The organism is Corynebacterium sp. HMSC074C11, assembly GCF_001809455.1.
GTDB classification, from domain to species: domain Bacteria; phylum Actinomycetota; class Actinomycetes; order Mycobacteriales; family Mycobacteriaceae; genus Corynebacterium; species Corynebacterium amycolatum.
Window position 1 is genome coordinate 11,045 of record NZ_KV797730.1, and the last position, 15,013, is coordinate 26,057.

General features: G+C 58.4%; 13 protein-coding genes. 9 read left to right on the forward strand and 4 right to left on the reverse strand.

Annotation, left to right across the window (positions count from 1 at the left end; translation table 11 throughout):
* Positions 1–229: 229 nt before the first annotated feature.
* The 4 genes from dnaK to HMPREF2614_RS05405 are packed head-to-tail and all read left to right on the forward strand — an operon-like array spanning position 230 to position 4,339.
* Positions 230–2,071, forward strand: a complete 1,842-nt coding sequence (gene dnaK / locus HMPREF2614_RS05390) for a molecular chaperone DnaK (protein WP_016421564.1) — start codon at positions 230–232, stop codon at positions 2,069–2,071.
* Positions 2,072–2,073: 2 nt separating this feature from the next.
* Positions 2,074–2,661, forward strand: a complete 588-nt coding sequence (grpE, locus tag HMPREF2614_RS05395; protein WP_038626795.1) for a nucleotide exchange factor GrpE — start codon at positions 2,074–2,076, stop codon at positions 2,659–2,661.
* Between the two features lie 59 nt (positions 2,662–2,720).
* The gene (gene dnaJ, locus HMPREF2614_RS05400; RefSeq protein ID WP_038626794.1) at positions 2,721–3,917 is read left to right on the forward strand and encodes a molecular chaperone DnaJ; all 1,197 of its coding nucleotides are present in this window, start codon (positions 2,721–2,723) and stop codon (positions 3,915–3,917) included.
* Positions 3,917–4,339 carry a heat shock protein transcriptional repressor HspR gene (locus HMPREF2614_RS05405; protein ID WP_070560405.1) on the forward strand — a complete coding sequence of 141 codons (423 nt, stop codon included), beginning with the start codon at positions 3,917–3,919 and terminating at the stop codon, positions 4,337–4,339. The genes dnaJ and HMPREF2614_RS05405 overlap by 1 nt, the downstream gene beginning before the upstream one ends.
* A 94-nt stretch (positions 4,340–4,433) precedes the next feature.
* Here HMPREF2614_RS05405 and HMPREF2614_RS05410 read toward each other — a convergent pair whose 3' ends face one another.
* Positions 4,434–5,996 carry an alpha/beta hydrolase gene (locus HMPREF2614_RS05410; protein WP_038626788.1) on the reverse strand — a complete coding sequence of 521 codons (1,563 nt, stop codon included), beginning with the start codon at positions 5,994–5,996 and terminating at the stop codon, positions 4,434–4,436.
* Positions 5,984–6,301, reverse strand: coding sequence for a hypothetical protein (locus HMPREF2614_RS05415; protein ID WP_038626786.1), 318 nt, complete (start codon positions 6,299–6,301; stop codon positions 5,984–5,986). The genes HMPREF2614_RS05410 and HMPREF2614_RS05415 overlap by 13 nt, the downstream gene beginning before the upstream one ends.
* Before the next feature lie 143 nt (positions 6,302–6,444).
* Between HMPREF2614_RS05415 and HMPREF2614_RS05420 the strand changes: the two genes are divergently transcribed.
* The gene (locus tag HMPREF2614_RS05420) at positions 6,445–7,293 is read left to right on the forward strand and encodes a nitrilase-related carbon-nitrogen hydrolase (RefSeq protein WP_070560407.1); all 849 of its coding nucleotides are present in this window, start codon (positions 6,445–6,447) and stop codon (positions 7,291–7,293) included.
* Between the two features lie 116 nt (positions 7,294–7,409).
* Entirely contained in the window at positions 7,410–8,027 is a 618-nt protein-coding gene (locus HMPREF2614_RS05425; RefSeq protein ID WP_038626783.1) for a trimeric intracellular cation channel family protein, read from the forward strand.
* Positions 8,028–8,140: 113 nt separating this feature from the next.
* On the opposite strand, the gene HMPREF2614_RS05430 is transcribed toward HMPREF2614_RS05425, so the two are convergent.
* Complete coding sequence (locus HMPREF2614_RS05430; protein WP_070560409.1) at positions 8,141–9,028, reverse strand: fructose bisphosphate aldolase; 888 nt, start codon at positions 9,026–9,028, stop codon at positions 8,141–8,143.
* A 359-nt stretch (positions 9,029–9,387) separates the two neighbouring features.
* Here HMPREF2614_RS05430 and clpB point away from each other — a divergent pair, with 359 nt between their 5' ends.
* The 3 genes from clpB (at position 9,388) to HMPREF2614_RS05445 (ending at position 14,569) form a co-directional block, all read left to right on the forward strand.
* On the forward strand, positions 9,388–11,967 hold the full coding sequence (gene clpB, locus HMPREF2614_RS05435; RefSeq protein WP_049181753.1) for an ATP-dependent chaperone ClpB: 2,580 nt from the start codon (positions 9,388–9,390) through the stop codon (positions 11,965–11,967).
* A 186-nt stretch (positions 11,968–12,153) separates the two neighbouring features.
* Positions 12,154–12,801, forward strand: a complete 648-nt coding sequence (locus HMPREF2614_RS05440; RefSeq protein ID WP_038626776.1) for a GNAT family N-acetyltransferase — start codon at positions 12,154–12,156, stop codon at positions 12,799–12,801.
* A 229-nt stretch (positions 12,802–13,030) separates the two neighbouring features.
* Positions 13,031–14,569, forward strand: a complete 1,539-nt coding sequence (locus tag HMPREF2614_RS05445) for an HNH endonuclease signature motif containing protein (protein ID WP_049181098.1) — start codon at positions 13,031–13,033, stop codon at positions 14,567–14,569.
* Between the two features lie 24 nt (positions 14,570–14,593).
* Here the strand turns inward: HMPREF2614_RS05445 and HMPREF2614_RS05450 are convergent, their stop codons facing one another.
* Positions 14,594–14,887: an SDR family oxidoreductase gene (locus HMPREF2614_RS05450; protein ID WP_187402509.1), complete on the reverse strand. Its 294-nt coding sequence runs from the start codon at positions 14,885–14,887 to the stop codon at positions 14,594–14,596.
* Between the last annotated feature and the right edge of the window lie 126 nt (positions 14,888–15,013).

Below are 15,013 nucleotides of genomic sequence, written 5' to 3' on the forward strand. Positions count from 1 at the left end.
TCGTTAAGCAAATTGAAAAATCTTTTATTGCGTTGACCTGAGTTGATGGTAAATCTTCTAGAAAAGTTGAGTCGGGTGGGAATAACTTTGCCCCATAGTCCGTTGCACAGCATGACAAACATTGAGTCGGACACACTCAAGTTTGCTTGACAGATTTTCTACGGCAATGCAGACTTGAGCGCGTAAGACTTAAGGGCAATTCTTTTACTCTTCTAGAAAGGTATTCATCATGGGACGCGCTGTTGGTATTGACTTGGGTACGACGAACTCCTGTGTCTCCGTCCTCGAGGGCGGCGAGGCTCAGGTGATTGCGAACGCTGAGGGTTCGCGCACCACTCCGTCGGTGGTTGCATTTGCAAAGAATGGTGAGGTCCTGGTTGGCCAGTCCGCTAAGAACCAGGCTGTCACCAACGTTGATCGCACTATTCGTTCGGTCAAGCGCCACATGGGTACTGACTGGAGCATCGAGATCGATGACAAGAAGTACACTCCGCAGGAGATTTCCGCTCGTACGCTGATGAAGCTGAAGCGCGACGCTGAGTCTTACCTGGGCGACGACGTCACTGATGCGGTTATTACCGTTCCGGCTTACTTCAACGATGCTGAGCGTCAGGCGACCAAGGAAGCGGGTCAGATTGCTGGCCTGAACGTTCTGCGCATTGTTAATGAGCCGACTGCTGCTGCACTTGCTTACGGCCTGGAGAAGTCCGACAAGGAGCAGACCATTCTGGTCTTCGACCTCGGTGGTGGTACCTTCGACGTTTCCCTGCTGGAGATTGGCGACGGTGTTGTTGAGGTTCGCGCAACTGCTGGTGACAACAAGCTCGGTGGCGATGACTGGGATCAGCGCATCGTTGACTGGTTGGTTGAGAAGTTCCAGTCCAGCAACGGCATCGACCTGACCAAGGACAAGATGGCTCTGCAGCGTCTGCGTGAGGCTGCTGAGAAGGCCAAGATTGAGCTGTCCTCCTCGCAGCAGGCATCTATCAACCTGCCGTACATCACCGTTGATGCTGACAAGAACCCGCTGTTCCTGGACGAGACCCTGTCCCGTACTGAGTTCCAGCGCATCACCTCCGATTTGCTTGATCGCACTCGTAAGCCGTTCCAGCAGGTCATTGCTGACGCTGATGTTCCGGTTTCCGATATCGACCACGTCGTGCTGGTCGGTGGTTCCACCCGTATGCCGGCAGTCTCTGAGCTGGTCAAGGAACTGACCGGTGGTCGTGAGCCGAACAAGGGTGTTAACCCGGACGAGGTTGTCGCAGTTGGTGCTGCTCTGCAGGCCGGCGTTCTGCGCGGTGAGGTCAAGGACGTGCTGCTGCTCGACGTCACCCCGCTGTCGCTGGGTATTGAGACCAAGGGCGGTGTCATGACCAAGCTGATCGAGCGCAACACCACTATCCCGACCAAGCGTTCGGAGACCTTCACCACTGCTGAAGACAACCAGCCGAGCGTTCAGATTCAGGTCTTCCAGGGTGAGCGTGAGATGGCTGCTGCCAACAAGCTGCTGGGCTCTTTCGAGCTGGGCGGAATCGCTCCGGCACCGCGTGGTGTCCCGCAGATTGAGGTCACCTTCGACATCGACGCCAACGGCATTGTCCACGTCACCGCTAAGGACAAGGGCACTGGTAAGGAAAACACGATCACCATCCAGGACGGCTCCGGCCTCTCCAAGGAGGAGATCGACCAGATGATCAAGGACGCTGAGAAGCACGCTGACGAGGACAAGAAGCGCCGCGAGGAGCAGGAAGTCCGCAACTCGGCTGAGTCCATGGCTTACCAGACCCGCAAGTTCGCATCGGAGAACGAGGACAAGGTCTCCCAGGACATCCGCGACCGCGTTGAAGAGGCTGCCAAGGAAGTCGACGAGGCTCTGAAGGGCTCCGACATCGAGGCCATCAAGTCCGCCGTCGAGAAGCTGTCCACTGAGAGCCAGGAGATGGGTAAGGCTATCTACGAGGCTCAGGCAGCTGAGGGTGCAACCGCAGCCGAGGGTGCTGAGGCCGCTGACGCTGACGACAACGTCGTTGACGCTGAGGTCGTCGACGAGGATGAGAAGGACAAGTAAGAATGACTGACCAGGATCAGGGAAACCAGCCCACCCCGGAGGAGCCGGCCAACCTGGCCGATCAGGTCAACGAGGTCTTCGAGCAGGCCAAGCTTGACGACGACGTGGAGCCGGCGACCGAAAATGCCGCCGGCGACACCGCCGCGGAGGAAGCTGCAGACCCAGTCGCAGCCATCCAGCGTGAGTTGGATGAGCGTACGGAGGACCTGCAGCGCCTGTCGGCGGAGTTCGCAAACTACCGTCGTCGAGTTGACCGAGACCGTGAGGCCGAGCGCGTACAGGCAAAGGCAAAGCTGGCTGGAGAACTGCTGGTTTTGGCTGATGACCTCGACCGGGCTGAAGAGCACGGCGACTTGGCAGACGGCACCCCGCTGAAGGCTTTCGCGGATAAGTTCCGCGGCGTGCTGACCGCACAGGGTGTTGAGGAGTTTGGTGCTGCAGGAGAGGAATTCGACCCGGACATCCACGAGGCTGTCCAGGATCTCTCCGAGGGGGATGACAAGGTTCTAGCCAATGTGCTGCGCAAGGGCTACCGCATTAATGACCGTGTCATCCGTACGGCGATGGTAATCATCGGCGATCCGCAGTAGCGGAGACACAAGTGACGCAGATTTCTTTGAATTAGTTTTTTGAAAGGAGGAGATGCACCATGACTCAACGGGAATGGGCAGATAAGGACTATTACGCTGACTTGGGCGTCTCTAAGTCTGCGTCACTCGACGAGATTAAAAAGGCCTACCGCAAGTTAGCCCGGGAGAACCACCCGGATAAGAACCCGGGCAACAAGGCTGCTGAAGATAAGTTCAAGCGAATCTCCGAGGCATACTCGGTGGTCGGTGACGAGGACAAGCGCCGCGAATACGATGAGCTGCGTGCAGCGCTCGCAGGTGGTTTCCGATTCCCCGGTGCCGCAGGTGCCGGCGGAGCCGGTGCTGCCGGTGGACGTGGATTCGACTTCGACGTGTCGGATCTCTTCGGCGGAGGTGCCGGATTCGGTGGCAATGCTGGTGGTGCAGGTGGCCTAGGTGATTTCCTGGGCGGCTTCGTAAACCGCAATGGTGGCGCTGGTGCTGCCGGGCGGCAGAAGGCCCGCCGTGGTGCGGATGTGGAGACAGAGATTACGCTCGATTTCCGCGAGGCCGCCCAAGGTGTCACCATCCCGCTGCAGCTCACCAACCCGTCGCCATGCACGAACTGCAATGGTTCGGGTGCAGCGCCGGGAACCTCGCCGGTGACGTGCACGACCTGTCACGGTTCGGGGTATGTCAAGGAGCAAAAGGGGGCCTTCGGCTTCTCCAGTCCGTGTGCGGACTGTGGTGGCCAGGGCACTCGCATTGAGAATCCCTGCTCGCAGTGTAACGGCACCGGTGTGACCACCCGCCGTCGTACCATCACCGTTCGCGTCCCCGCAGGGGTGGTGGACGGCCAGAAGGTTCGTCTTGCTGGCCAAGGTGAAGCGGGACTGCGAGGGCGTCCGGCCGGTGACCTCTTTGTCACCGTTCATGTTCGCCCGGATGAAGTCTTCACCCGCAGCGGCAATGACCTTGAGGTCACGGTGCCGGTGAGCTTCGGCGAACTCGCACTCGGCGGCACCATTACTGTGCCGACGTTGGGTGACAAGATTCGCGTGCGTGTGCCGGCTGGCACAGCCGATGGCCGAACACTGCGTGTGCGCGGTCGGGGTATCCCAAAGCGCAATGGCACTCCGGGTGATCTGCTAGTGACCGTGCGCGTGAAGGTACCGACCAATTTGGATGACAATGCCACTTCGACATTGCGCTCCTACGTCGAAGCGGAGCGTGCTAGCGGGTTCAATCCTCGTGAGGGTTGGGCAGGTGCGAAGTAATGTCCGACAAAACTGAGGTCTATGTCATTTCCGTAGCTGCGAATCTCGCCGGCATGCATGCGCAAACGCTGCGTAATTATGACCGACTCGGGTTAGTAACTCCGCAGCGCACCTCCGGCGGAGGTCGGCGCTACACTAAACGCGATGTGGCGCTGCTGCGTGAGATTCAGCGTCTGAGTCAGGAAGACGGCGTCAACCTGGCCGGTATTAAGGCCATCATCGACCTGACTGAGAGGGTGGATTCGCTTGAGCAGGAAAATGCAGAACTGAGAGAGCAGCTCTACCAGGCAAAGGCACAGGCTCGCCGCTCGCGTGGCGAACTGGTTCACGTCCCACGCTCTACGGCCGTGGTGATGTGGGAGCCGCGCACGCGGCGCGGGCGCAGAGGTGATCGTGTTGGGGAGGATAACCCACACGGGTGATTGAACGGACTAAGCAGCGTCGGCTGCTTAGTCCGTTTTCTCTTGGCTTGTTAATTTGGGCCGCGGATAAGCAACTGTTGATCTGAGACGCCGGTCAGCTATCAGTTAGCCACCGGTTGGTCTCGCGGGTGAAAACTTCATCGTCAAAGTAGTGTTCGATGTGTGGGTTGCCCTGAACGTGCCGATACTTTTGAGGAATATCCTGCACGGGAGTGACCATGAATTCGGCCAAGTCTCGCATGGACAGGCCACGCTCACTCAGGTTGAGTGTGTATGCGCCGAAGTCTTTATCCGCCGGGTTTTTCCCATGAATCCCCAGTTCGGCAGGAATACGAATGGGGTCCATCGGGGACGTCGCCACCGCCACACGGTGGCTATTTTCATATTCGGGTCGGGCTGTACCGTCCGGCTTGAGCAGTTTCATGTCGTTTGCACGCTCCAGTCCAGGGCCAACACCTGGCGGAGCTATGAGCAGCACCCTATCCGCGTAGAGGCCACTACCAAGAGAGGCCTGCGAGACCACCGTCGCCCCATAGCTATAGCCGGCGACAACGTGCCGCTGAGTAGGAGACTGGGCATGGGCGGTAGTGCCGCCGGCAATTGCAGTGTCACCGCTATCGACACCACCGGAACGCTCAATCAAACCGGCTTGCAAGTGCTGCAGCCGCTCTGCAGCAAAATTGTGATACTCGGTGCGTATGGCCTCACGGAGGTTGGGTGGCGCGTCATAGGAAAACAACACCACCGCCACATCCTCCGGATCTCCACCGGCGGCGTGGAAGGTCGCGGCTACACGCTCGAACTGCCTGCTAGCGTCCTCCGCGCTAGAGCTGGTACCGGGGACGAGAGTGATCACAGTCGATGCTCGCTCAACGTCACCGAACGCAATCGCAGAATGTCCAGGCGAGGACTCCAATAGTTGTCCAGGAGGCAGCCCCAAAGCCCGGGCGCGAGTGGACATGGCGGCATCTATCTCTGATAGCGGGCTACTCGAATACGCCCCAGCCAATCCGCTCCCAACTTCCAAGTCCCAACCACCGTCAATCCCTTTGTCGCTAGTGATGCCAGTACCACTACCAGCCTGCGATCGCTGCAATCTACCCGAGCCACTAGCTCCGCTTGCCACCAGTGGTGAAAGAGCTGAGATTGCGTCCGCCGCCTTCTCATCGAGTCGGTTGAGTTCAGCCAAGGCCGACTGAATCCGAAGCTGCGAGGTTGCACGCCATTCGGCCATGGTGAAAGGCCCGGAAGGAATTTTGGGATGAACGAGGCTGCGCGCAATCGTAGACAGCATGCCCTCCGGCGGAGTCACCGCACCAGAAACCAGATTCACCTGAAACCCCAGGTTGGTTGCCTGGTTTACCGCGTCGGTAAGTTCGCGGATGACGTCGTTAAGCATGGCGGCGGTATCGCTGCAGCAGGCGGCGAGACGTTCGAGCGCTACGCTGCTCCGGCGCAGACGCGTGGAGCTGCGGGTGACAGAAGCCTCGGCGGCGCTGCGGTTGTCGCCGGCGAAGTCATCCTCTGAAAGCGCGTTGAGTGCGCCCTGGGAACTGTCGGCGGAATCGGTGAGGGCGCGCGCCCCGGAACGCAGCGCCCGGGCGAGGATCTCCAGCGAATCCACACGCCACAGCAGCGCTTCGCCTACCGTGACCATGACGGCTTTTCCAAGGCGGCGGACTGGTCATGCTCGTGCGCGAGAGCGCTGACCGCGAGGGCATCGGCAGCCTGCGCAATAACGTCGATGTTTGTGCACGCGGCAAGCAATGATTCCGACCACTTCCCACAAGTAGTGGAGGCAGCGGGGACAATCCGTGAGCCGGGCAAGGCAGAGGTGAGGTCGGCACTTCCCGGGGCAGCTGCGACGATGGTGGAAAGACCATCAATACGAGTGGAAATCTGCTGGTAAGAGCGGCTTAAGGCGGATAGTTGAGCTGGATTGACTGTGATGTGTTCGGCCATGTTTTTGATTCTGCTGGGTGGCGAAAGGCAGCGGAAGAGCATCTTCAGCGAACTGTGGATAACTCTGAGCGATAGCAACGCACGGCGACGTCCTGTGGATAACTTCAGGACAGTCAATCCGGGGTAGTCGGTAGCATTTAGGCATGCGTATTGCACTGGCTCAGTTAGAATTGTCAGCATCGGTTGAAGAAAATCTAGACGCAGTGAAGGAGACCATCGCGCGGGCGGTACAGGAAAATGCCGATTTGGTAGTCTTCCCCGAGGCCACGATGAAGGCGTTCAATTCCGGTCGTCTTGACGTGGTGGCGGAGTCCAGCAGCGATAAGTTTGTAGCAGAGGTCTCGCAGGCCGCTCACGATGCCGGAATCAGCGTGGTAGTCGGCATGTTCCGCCCGGCAGATGAAGTGGAGCGCGACGGTAAGACGATGCACCGCGTCTTCAATTCGCTGCTCCTGGCTTGGCGTGATGAGGACGGCCCCGGTGTCGAGTTCTACGACAAGCTCCACCTCTTCGACGCTTTCGGGTTTCGCGAATCCGATACCGTCGCGCCGGGCAACGCGCACGTGGTGTGTGATGTCCCGCTTGCCGACGGATCGTCGGTCGCCCTCGGCCTTGCGACATGCTTTGACATCAGGTTTCCGGAGCAATTCATTCAACTGGCCATCCTGGGCGCGGAGGTCATCGCGCTGCCTGCATCGTGGAATGATGGTCCGGGCAAGGTGACGCAGTGGCAGACTCTGGTCTCGGCACGTGCCTTGGACAGCACTTGCGTGATCGCGGCCGTTGATGCGGCGCGGCCTGGTGGGGCTAAGGCCGCGGGTAAGGATGAGGGGCCTACCGGTGCGGGGCACTCCATGCTGGTCAATGCGGACGGCGGGGTTATTGCATCGGCGGGCTACGGTCCGCAGCTACTCGTGGCTGATGCGGATGTGGCGGAGGTGGAGCGGATTCGCCGCTCGATTCCGGTGCTGGAGATTCGCGATCAGGGCTAGCTGGGAAGCAATGAAGAGGGCCGAGCCGAGCTGAAAGCAGGAGTGGGGGAGCGAAGACAGCGGGTATTTAGCCGACAGTTCTACCGATTCGGGCGAAGTCCTTTATATTTCTTATCATGCTGCTCCACATCCTCTGGGTCATTGGAATTACGGCCGAAGGCGTCACCGGCGCACTAGCGGCCGGTCGAATGCGCATGGATCTCTTTGGGGTTTCAACAATTGCGTGCATGACTGCCATCGGCGGTGGCACCCTGCGAGATGTCATTCTCGGCCACTATCCGTTGGTGTGGGTTGCAAGCCCACAATATTTGCTGGTTATCGTCGGTGCCGCACTGATCACGGTGCTGTTGGCCGACTTCCTGATGAAGCACTTCCGAGTCGTGTTCTTGGTCGCTGACGCGATCGGTTTGTCGGCGTTTTCCATCATCGGTGCCCGCGTGGCCATGGAGATGGGGCACGGTGTCATCATCGCTATTGTCGGCGCCGTTCTTACCGGTGCGTTTGGAGGTGTGCTCCGCGACCTGATGTGTGACCGCGTCCCACTGGTGTTCCAAAAGGAGCTCTATGCCTCCATCGCAGTCGTCGCGGCGACGCTTTACTACGTGCTCGACATGGTTGGCCTGCACGAGAGCATCAACATTATCTGCGCTGTACTGTCGGCGCTGTTCATTCGACTAGCGGCGCTGTGGCGTGGCTGGTCGCTGCCGGTATTTGACTACCAGGGGCGCGATTAAAAAAACTCCCGCACCAAGAAAACCTGGTGCGGGAGTTTTTAGTTGCGCTAGCGGCTACCTAGAGGCGCCCACAAGCGCAGATGCACAGCGAAGCGCAAATGCACAGCGGACGATTAGGAAATCGAAGCCTCGTAGATGCCCTTGACGGACTCAGCCATGGTTGCGTTGAAGTCTTCGTCGGACTGCTGAGCAGACAGGCCCTCAGACAGTGCACGGGAGAAGGAAGCAATCATGCCGTGGTTGCGGGACAGGCGCTCGTTGGCGTCCTCGCGCTCGTAGCCACCGGACAGGGCAACGACGCGCATGACCTTCGGGTGCTCAATCAGTGGCTTGTACAGGTCATCCTTGGTGGGGATGGAAACCTTGATCATGACCTTCTGGTCATCAGCCAGGTCATCCAGACCGGCGAGCAGCTCGCGCAGGACAATGTCCTCAGCCTCTGCCTTGTCAGCAGCGTTGATGTCGACCTCCGGCTCCAGAATCGGAACCAGACCGTGGGACAGAACCTGCTTGCCGAACTCGAACTGCTGAGCAATGTTGGCCTTGATGCCCTCTTCGTTTGCCTCAGCAATGAAGGAACGCATCTTGGTGCCGAAGATGCCCTTAGCGACACCGCGCTCCAGCAGCTCATCCAGACCCGGGCACGGCTTCATAAGCTGAACGCCGTTCTCCTTGTCGGCGAGACCCTTGTCAGTCTTCAGGAACGGGACAATGCCCTTCTTTTCCCACAGGTACTGAGCGGTCGGGATTCCCTCAATGTCGCGATCCATGGTCTGCTCGAAGAGAATCGCGCCAATAATCTGCTCAGAGTTGAAGGACGGGGAAGTGATGATGCGGGTACGCATCTCGTGAACCAGGTCGAACATTTCATCTTCGTTCGAGTACTGATCCTCGTTGATGCCGTACAGGCGCAGAGCCTTCGGGGTGGATCCACCGGACTGGTCGAGAGCGGCGATGAAGCCCTTGCCCTCAGTCATCTGACGTGCCTGCTCGATGTTCATTCGAGTCCTTTCGTGAGAATGAAGGAATGTCATCTACCAGGGTAACCAAAACAGTATGAGTGCGCTGCCCGCCCATCACTCACATGGGGGAAGTCGAAGCAGGCGGGAGTGCGCTGGTGAGGGCGTCGGACGGTGTATTGGAGTGCGTCCGCGCGTGGTTTCTGGAGCTCTCCAATGTTTTCTAGTGCTTTCCGGTGCGCTACTGCGCTTAACGACGCTGCCGAGCGCAATCCTTTTCGCTGTGGATGTGGCGTGAATCACAGTATGAAATTGTAAAATTTGAAGTTGAGTGGAACAGACTCAAGGCTAAATACGTTATGGGTAGTGAATGACAAAGTTGAGTCAAAGGGGCGCAAGTTATGAGTTTTACACCAACAACTAAGACTGGAGAAGTTCTCCAGGAAGCTATGAAGGCCGCGACCAGTGCGGGTAACCCGGATATTCGGCCTGGGCACATTCTGGTAGCGCTGCTGGAGCAAAAGGAGGGTATTGCGGCTCCGCTGCTTGAGGCAGCGGGTGTTAATCCTTCCGGGGTTTTGACCCGCGCTAAGGAGCTGGTCGCGGGGTACCCGTCGGCAAGCGGGGCGAATATGGCGAACCCGCAGTTTAATAGGGATGCCGTTAATGCACTGAACGCTGCCGAGGAGCTGGCGGGCGAGCTTGGAGACGAGTATGTCTCCACGGAAATTCTGCTTATCGGTGTAGCAACTGGCCAGTCGGAGGCGGCAACTGTGCTGCAGTCGGCGGGCGCTACTGCCGAGGCATTAAAGGGCGCGCTGACTAGCGTGCGTGGATCGAGGAAGGTTACAACGGAAAATCCAGAAGAGCAGTACCAGGCTCTGGAAAAGTATGCGACGGACTTAACCGCGCGGGCACGTGAGGGCAAGATTGACCCAGTTATTGGCCGCGATGCGGAGATTCGTCGCGTGGTTCAGGTCCTAAGTCGTCGCACCAAGAACAACCCTGTGCTCATTGGTGAGCCGGGCGTTGGTAAGACGGCCATTGTAGAAGGGCTCGCACGCCGCATTGTTGCAGGTGACGTGCCGGAATCCCTGAAGGGCAAGACGCTGATGAGCCTGGATCTAGGTTCCATGGTCGCCGGTGCGAAGTACCGCGGTGAGTTCGAGGAGCGCCTGAAGGCGGTTCTGGACGAGATTAAGGAATCCGACGGTCAGATTATTACCTTCATCGACGAGATTCACACCATCGTTGGCGCTGGTGCCACAGGTGATGGCTCGATGGATGCGGGCAATATGATTAAGCCGATGCTGGCTCGTGGTGAGTTGCGCCTGGTCGGTGCGACGACTCTGGATGAGTACCGCAAGTACATCGAGAAGGATGCTGCGCTGGAGCGTCGTTTCCAGCAGGTCTTTGTCGGTGAGCCGAGCGTTGAGGACGCCATTGGCATTCTGCGTGGCCTGAAGGAACGCTACGAGGTCCACCACGGTGTTCGTATCCAGGACTCCGCGCTGGTGGCTGCAGCAACGCTGTCGGACCGCTACATCACATCCCGCTTCCTGCCGGATAAGGCTATCGACCTGGTTGATGAGGCCGCATCGCGTCTGCGTATGGAGATTGACTCCTCGCCGGAGGAAATCGACTCCGCGGAACGCATCGTGCGCCGCCTCGAAATCGAGGAAATGGCCCTGGAGAAGGAAACTGACATCGCGTCGAAGGAGCGTCTGGACAAGCTCCGTGAGGAACTTGCAGATGAGCGCGAGAAGCTCAACGCTCTGAAGACTCGCTGGCAGAACGAGAAGTCCTCGATTGATGATGTTCGCTCCGTTCGCGAAGAGCTCGATGCCCTGCGCACTGAGTCCGAAAAGGCTGAGCGCGAAGGTGACTACGGGCGCGTCGCAGAGCTGCGTTACGGGCGCATTCCTGAGTTGGAGAAGAAGCTGGAGACCGCCGAGGAATCGGTCGCTGACGCAGAGGAAAACTCCATGCTCAAGGAGGAGGTCACGCCTCAGGAAGTCGCTGAGGTTGTCTCCGCCTGGACGGGTATCCCGGCTGGCAAGATGATGCAGGGCGAAACCGAGAAGCTACTGGAAATGGAGCGCAACCTCGGCCGTCGCGTCGTTGGTCAGAATGCCGCTGTGGAGGCTGTCTCCGATGCTGTCCGCCGTTCGCGTGCGGGTGTTGCCGATCCGAACCGTCCGACTGGTTCCTTCCTGTTCCTCGGTCCAACTGGCGTTGGTAAGACGGAGCTGGCCAAGGCGCTGGCGGAGTTCCTCTTCGACGATGAGCGTGCGATGGTTCGCATCGATATGTCCGAGTACGGCGAGAAGCACTCTGTCGCTCGTCTGATTGGTGCCCCTCCCGGATACGTCGGCTACGACGCTGGCGGTCAGCTCACCGAGGCTGTTCGTCGCCGTCCGTACACCGTCGTGCTTTTCGACGAGGTTGAGAAGGCTCACCCGGACGTGTTCGATGTGCTCCTGCAGGTGCTCGATGAGGGGCGCCTGACTGATGGTCAGGGTCGAACCGTGGACTTCCGAAACACGATTCTGATTCTCACCTCCAACCTCGGTGCTGGTGGTACGCATGAACAGATCATGGATGCGGTCAAGATGGCCTTCAAGCCGGAGTTCATCAACCGTCTCGACGATGTAGTGATCTTCGATCCGCTGACCTCCGAGCAGCTGCGCGGCATTGTGGACATTCAGGTTCGCAACCTGGCGGAGCGTCTGGCTGCACGTCGTCTGGTGCTGGATGTCTCCGATGGGGCACTGGATTGGCTGTCGGAGCGCGGCTACGACCCGGCCTATGGTGCCCGTCCGCTGCGTCGCCTGGTGCAGAAGGCAATCGGCGATGAGCTGGCACGTCGACTGCTCGCGGGCGATGTTCGCGATGGTGACCGAGTAGAGGTTACGGTTGCTGACGATGGGGAGTCGCTGAAGGTTGTCGGCTATGGCGAGGACGGCGTAGCCCGGGTCTAGGGCGCCCAATCCTCAGGGCGATACCTGTTCAGCAGGCTGTCCGTTTGTTGGGGCGGTTTGGGAGATTTTTCTCCTGAACTGCCCCTTTTTTGTGCTTTTGTTGTCCGGGCTTATGTCCCTTGCGGCCGATCGCGTGGGCTTGTTGCATTCCGGTCGGCCTGGGGTGCGCCGGTATAGTGCGCAAATATGACTAACTTTCAGTGGCGACCAGCGACAGACTCCGACCGCCCCTTCATTGCCTGGATGGACGAACTAACGGAAACGTTCGGAGATGAAAGTCAGCCACTGCCGGAAGATTATGTAGTCACGAGGCGCCAATACGTCGACCAATGGGATGCGAGTCAGGGCGGGGTTATCCTTTTCGCCACTTCGCTTGACGACGCTGACCTCGAGTCGCTCAGTAGCGACATGACCCGCACTGACCCATTTGAGCCGAGAGTTTCTCGCGAGGTCGCCTACAGCGCGGCCGCCATTAAGGCGGAATGGTTGGAGCGCGGGGATTCGTCGTCAAGCGAAGAATGCGAGGGCTATGAAGTGCCGGTGGGGGCGGCCTGGCTGCGTACGTTTACGAAGGACGATCCGGGGTACGGTTTTGTGGAAAATGGGATTCCTGAAGTAGCGATTGCGCTGCGTCCGGGTGTGGTCGGACGCAGGCTGTCGCAGCCGATGATTGCGGGGCTTCTTGAGTATGCGCGTGAGCTGGGGTACCCGGGGGTTAGTCTGGCTGTCCATGATGCCAACCCGCGGGCGGCGAAAGCTTATGTGAAGGCGGGGTTTGAGCTAGTGGGGCGCTCGAGCTTCCCGGACCACGATGTGATGGTGGTGCGGTTTTAGGCTTTCGGGTGCAGTTCTTTTTTTTGGGGGGGCGGGTTGGTCGGGTTTTTAGGGCGGATGGTGGGGTATTCAAGCTCTGGAAGTGCGGCAGTGTTTCGGAAAAAGATTCGAAAAAGTTGGCTGAGGGGTTGTGGGGTGCCGAATGGGTGTGCGATAATGTGGGGGAGGGAAATTAGTTAGTCCATTTGGGGATTCGGATTGCTAGCGTTTTAAAAAGGGGGTGGGGGAAATGTCTACACCATCGGTGCCAAATGGCAGTGGACCGCTTTCGACATCTCAGGTTTTAGATGCGGTTGCGCAGTTTGAAGCTCTGTCGACAGTCATCGTAGAGAACTTCGAAGTACTTGCGCCGGATCATGCGCACGATGCATATAAGTCGATTGAGAAAGCGCGAAAACGACTCGCAGTAATTGATGCGACTTATGTGGAGACCATGAAGGGGCGGATGCCCAGCGCGGAGCATCGAAAGATTGCGTGGCTAGCGCAGGAGATGCGAATCTCGCGAGCAGAAGCGAGGCAGCGTATCAACGTCGTAGGGCGCCTGAGTAGGAATGTTGATCCGTTTGCTCCGGCGAATGAGGATGTGCGAATGCCGAACCTTCGTCAGAAAGTTGAGGAAGGTGTTGTCGGTGCGGATGCTGTTTCGAAGATTGACAAAGCCGTTCGTGAGCTGCCGGCAACGGAGCATGCACAGCTGTCTAGGCTGCTGGACAAGCACATTGCAGATTTAGTGGACAAAATCCGTGTTGATGATCTCAATAAATTGCCGAACCGCCTGCGAGCGATGTTGGGGGTTGATGACCCGTATACGGATGAGGACCGCGCTCGGAAACGAAGCCTAAAAATCGGTGCTCAGGGGCCGGACGGCATGAGCCGGTTGAGCGGTGTGGTTACGCCTTCGTTTGCAGCGGTGCTCAAAAGGCTGCAGGCGGATCATGCGAGCCCTGGCGGGTTACTCGAAGAAGGTGCCGATGACCAGAGGAATCCGGAGCAGCGTTTTCATGATGCCGTGGAAGCGGCGGTGAATGGGGGTTTTCAACCAGGCGGTGACCTTCAGCCGGCGCGGGGGACGACATCGGTGGTCACCGTCGCGCATATCGCAGATGTGGCAGCGCTAGCTGGAGTCTCCTTGCCTGATGGGAAAGATTTTGTACTTCCTGGATCGGGCAAAGCGGTCTCTGATGCGGGAGTGCGAATTTCCATTAGTCAGGCCGTGCAACAGATGGTTGATAGAAATTCGTTCCTCCAAGTCTTGGGGAATGAGGGACAGACCTTGTACTTTGGTCGGTCCCGCAGGCTGGGGACTTTGCCACAGTATCTGGCCCTTCTTGGAGAGGAAGGAGGCTCCTCCGCGCCGGGCATGGGCACTCCGGGAGCTATGTGTGATGTTCACCATGTGAAGTCGTGGTCTTCCGGTGGTGGCACTGATCTGGATAATCTCACGTTGGTTGATCCGGGTACGCATCGAAAGATCGATGATGCTCGATGTGATGAAAATGCTTGGTGGACGCTTCGGCCGGATGAGGTGCCGGAGATTCTAGGAACTGACGAAGGGGACGAGGGTAGTGGGGAGTGCGAGCCGGCCTCTACTAATCGTGTGGTCTGGGTGGCCCCGAAAGGCAAGGAAGGAAACCGAAAAGCGGAATCCAATGAGGACCCCGATACGTTCGATAGTCCGGGGCGCTGGTTGCGTCGTAAAGCGCGAGAGAAACGGGCGGGGGACACAGCGGATGGCAATGGCGAGACGGGACAGGATCCCGGTGGGTAGTCGGGTAGGGAGCGGGGTCCTGGCTTAGAGGCTGATCTTCCGTTTCGTAGTCAGCTTTGCATTAATGAAGCGGTTGAGGAAAGGGGCACCGACGCTGGCGGCATAGTGCAGCAGTTTTGTCGGCAGGCTGACGGGGAAGTCAGCCTTAGTAATCGTGCCCTGTTTCTGGTTGATGCAGTCGACGATTGCGTTGGCGACATCAGCTGGTGTGATGCGAATACCCATGCGCTTGGTGCCGTCAGTGCTGACATTTTCGAGCAGAGACGTCAACAACTCCGACGGTTTAGCCGCAGGAAAGCAGTTTTTCTGCGGTGGCACGGCCGATTCCATGGCCTGCGTTTGAGATGAAAACGGCCAGGTGGGCAGCATCTTCAGACATCTTCCCGAGCTCCTAGTTTTAATAACGTACATATCGCGCTACCAAGTCAATCGATTTAGAATCCG

Bases quoted from the DNA above. Each gene is read 5' to 3' on its own strand.
- dnaK (WP_016421564.1), top strand. From the start codon at position 230: ATGGGACGCGCTGTTGGTATTGACTTGGGTACGACGAACTCCTGTGTC.
- HMPREF2614_RS05425 (WP_038626783.1), top strand. From the start codon at position 7,410: ATGCTGCTCCACATCCTCTGGGTCATTGGAATTACGGCCGAAGGCGTC.
- HMPREF2614_RS05430 (WP_070560409.1), bottom strand. From the start codon at position 9,028: ATGAACATCGAGCAGGCACGTCAGATGACTGAGGGCAAGGGCTTCATC.
- HMPREF2614_RS05415 (WP_038626786.1), bottom strand. From the start codon at position 6,301: ATGGCCGAACACATCACAGTCAATCCAGCTCAACTATCCGCCTTAAGC.
- grpE (WP_038626795.1), top strand. From the start codon at position 2,074: ATGACTGACCAGGATCAGGGAAACCAGCCCACCCCGGAGGAGCCGGCC.
- HMPREF2614_RS05445 (WP_049181098.1), top strand. From the start codon at position 13,031: ATGTCTACACCATCGGTGCCAAATGGCAGTGGACCGCTTTCGACATCT.
- HMPREF2614_RS05440 (WP_038626776.1), top strand. From the start codon at position 12,154: ATGACTAACTTTCAGTGGCGACCAGCGACAGACTCCGACCGCCCCTTC.
- HMPREF2614_RS05410 (WP_038626788.1), bottom strand. From the start codon at position 5,996: ATGGTCACGGTAGGCGAAGCGCTGCTGTGGCGTGTGGATTCGCTGGAG.
- HMPREF2614_RS05420 (WP_070560407.1), top strand. From the start codon at position 6,445: ATGCGTATTGCACTGGCTCAGTTAGAATTGTCAGCATCGGTTGAAGAA.
- dnaJ (WP_038626794.1), top strand. From the start codon at position 2,721: ATGACTCAACGGGAATGGGCAGATAAGGACTATTACGCTGACTTGGGC.
- HMPREF2614_RS05405 (WP_070560405.1), top strand. From the start codon at position 3,917: ATGTCCGACAAAACTGAGGTCTATGTCATTTCCGTAGCTGCGAATCTC.
- clpB (WP_049181753.1), top strand. From the start codon at position 9,388: ATGAGTTTTACACCAACAACTAAGACTGGAGAAGTTCTCCAGGAAGCT.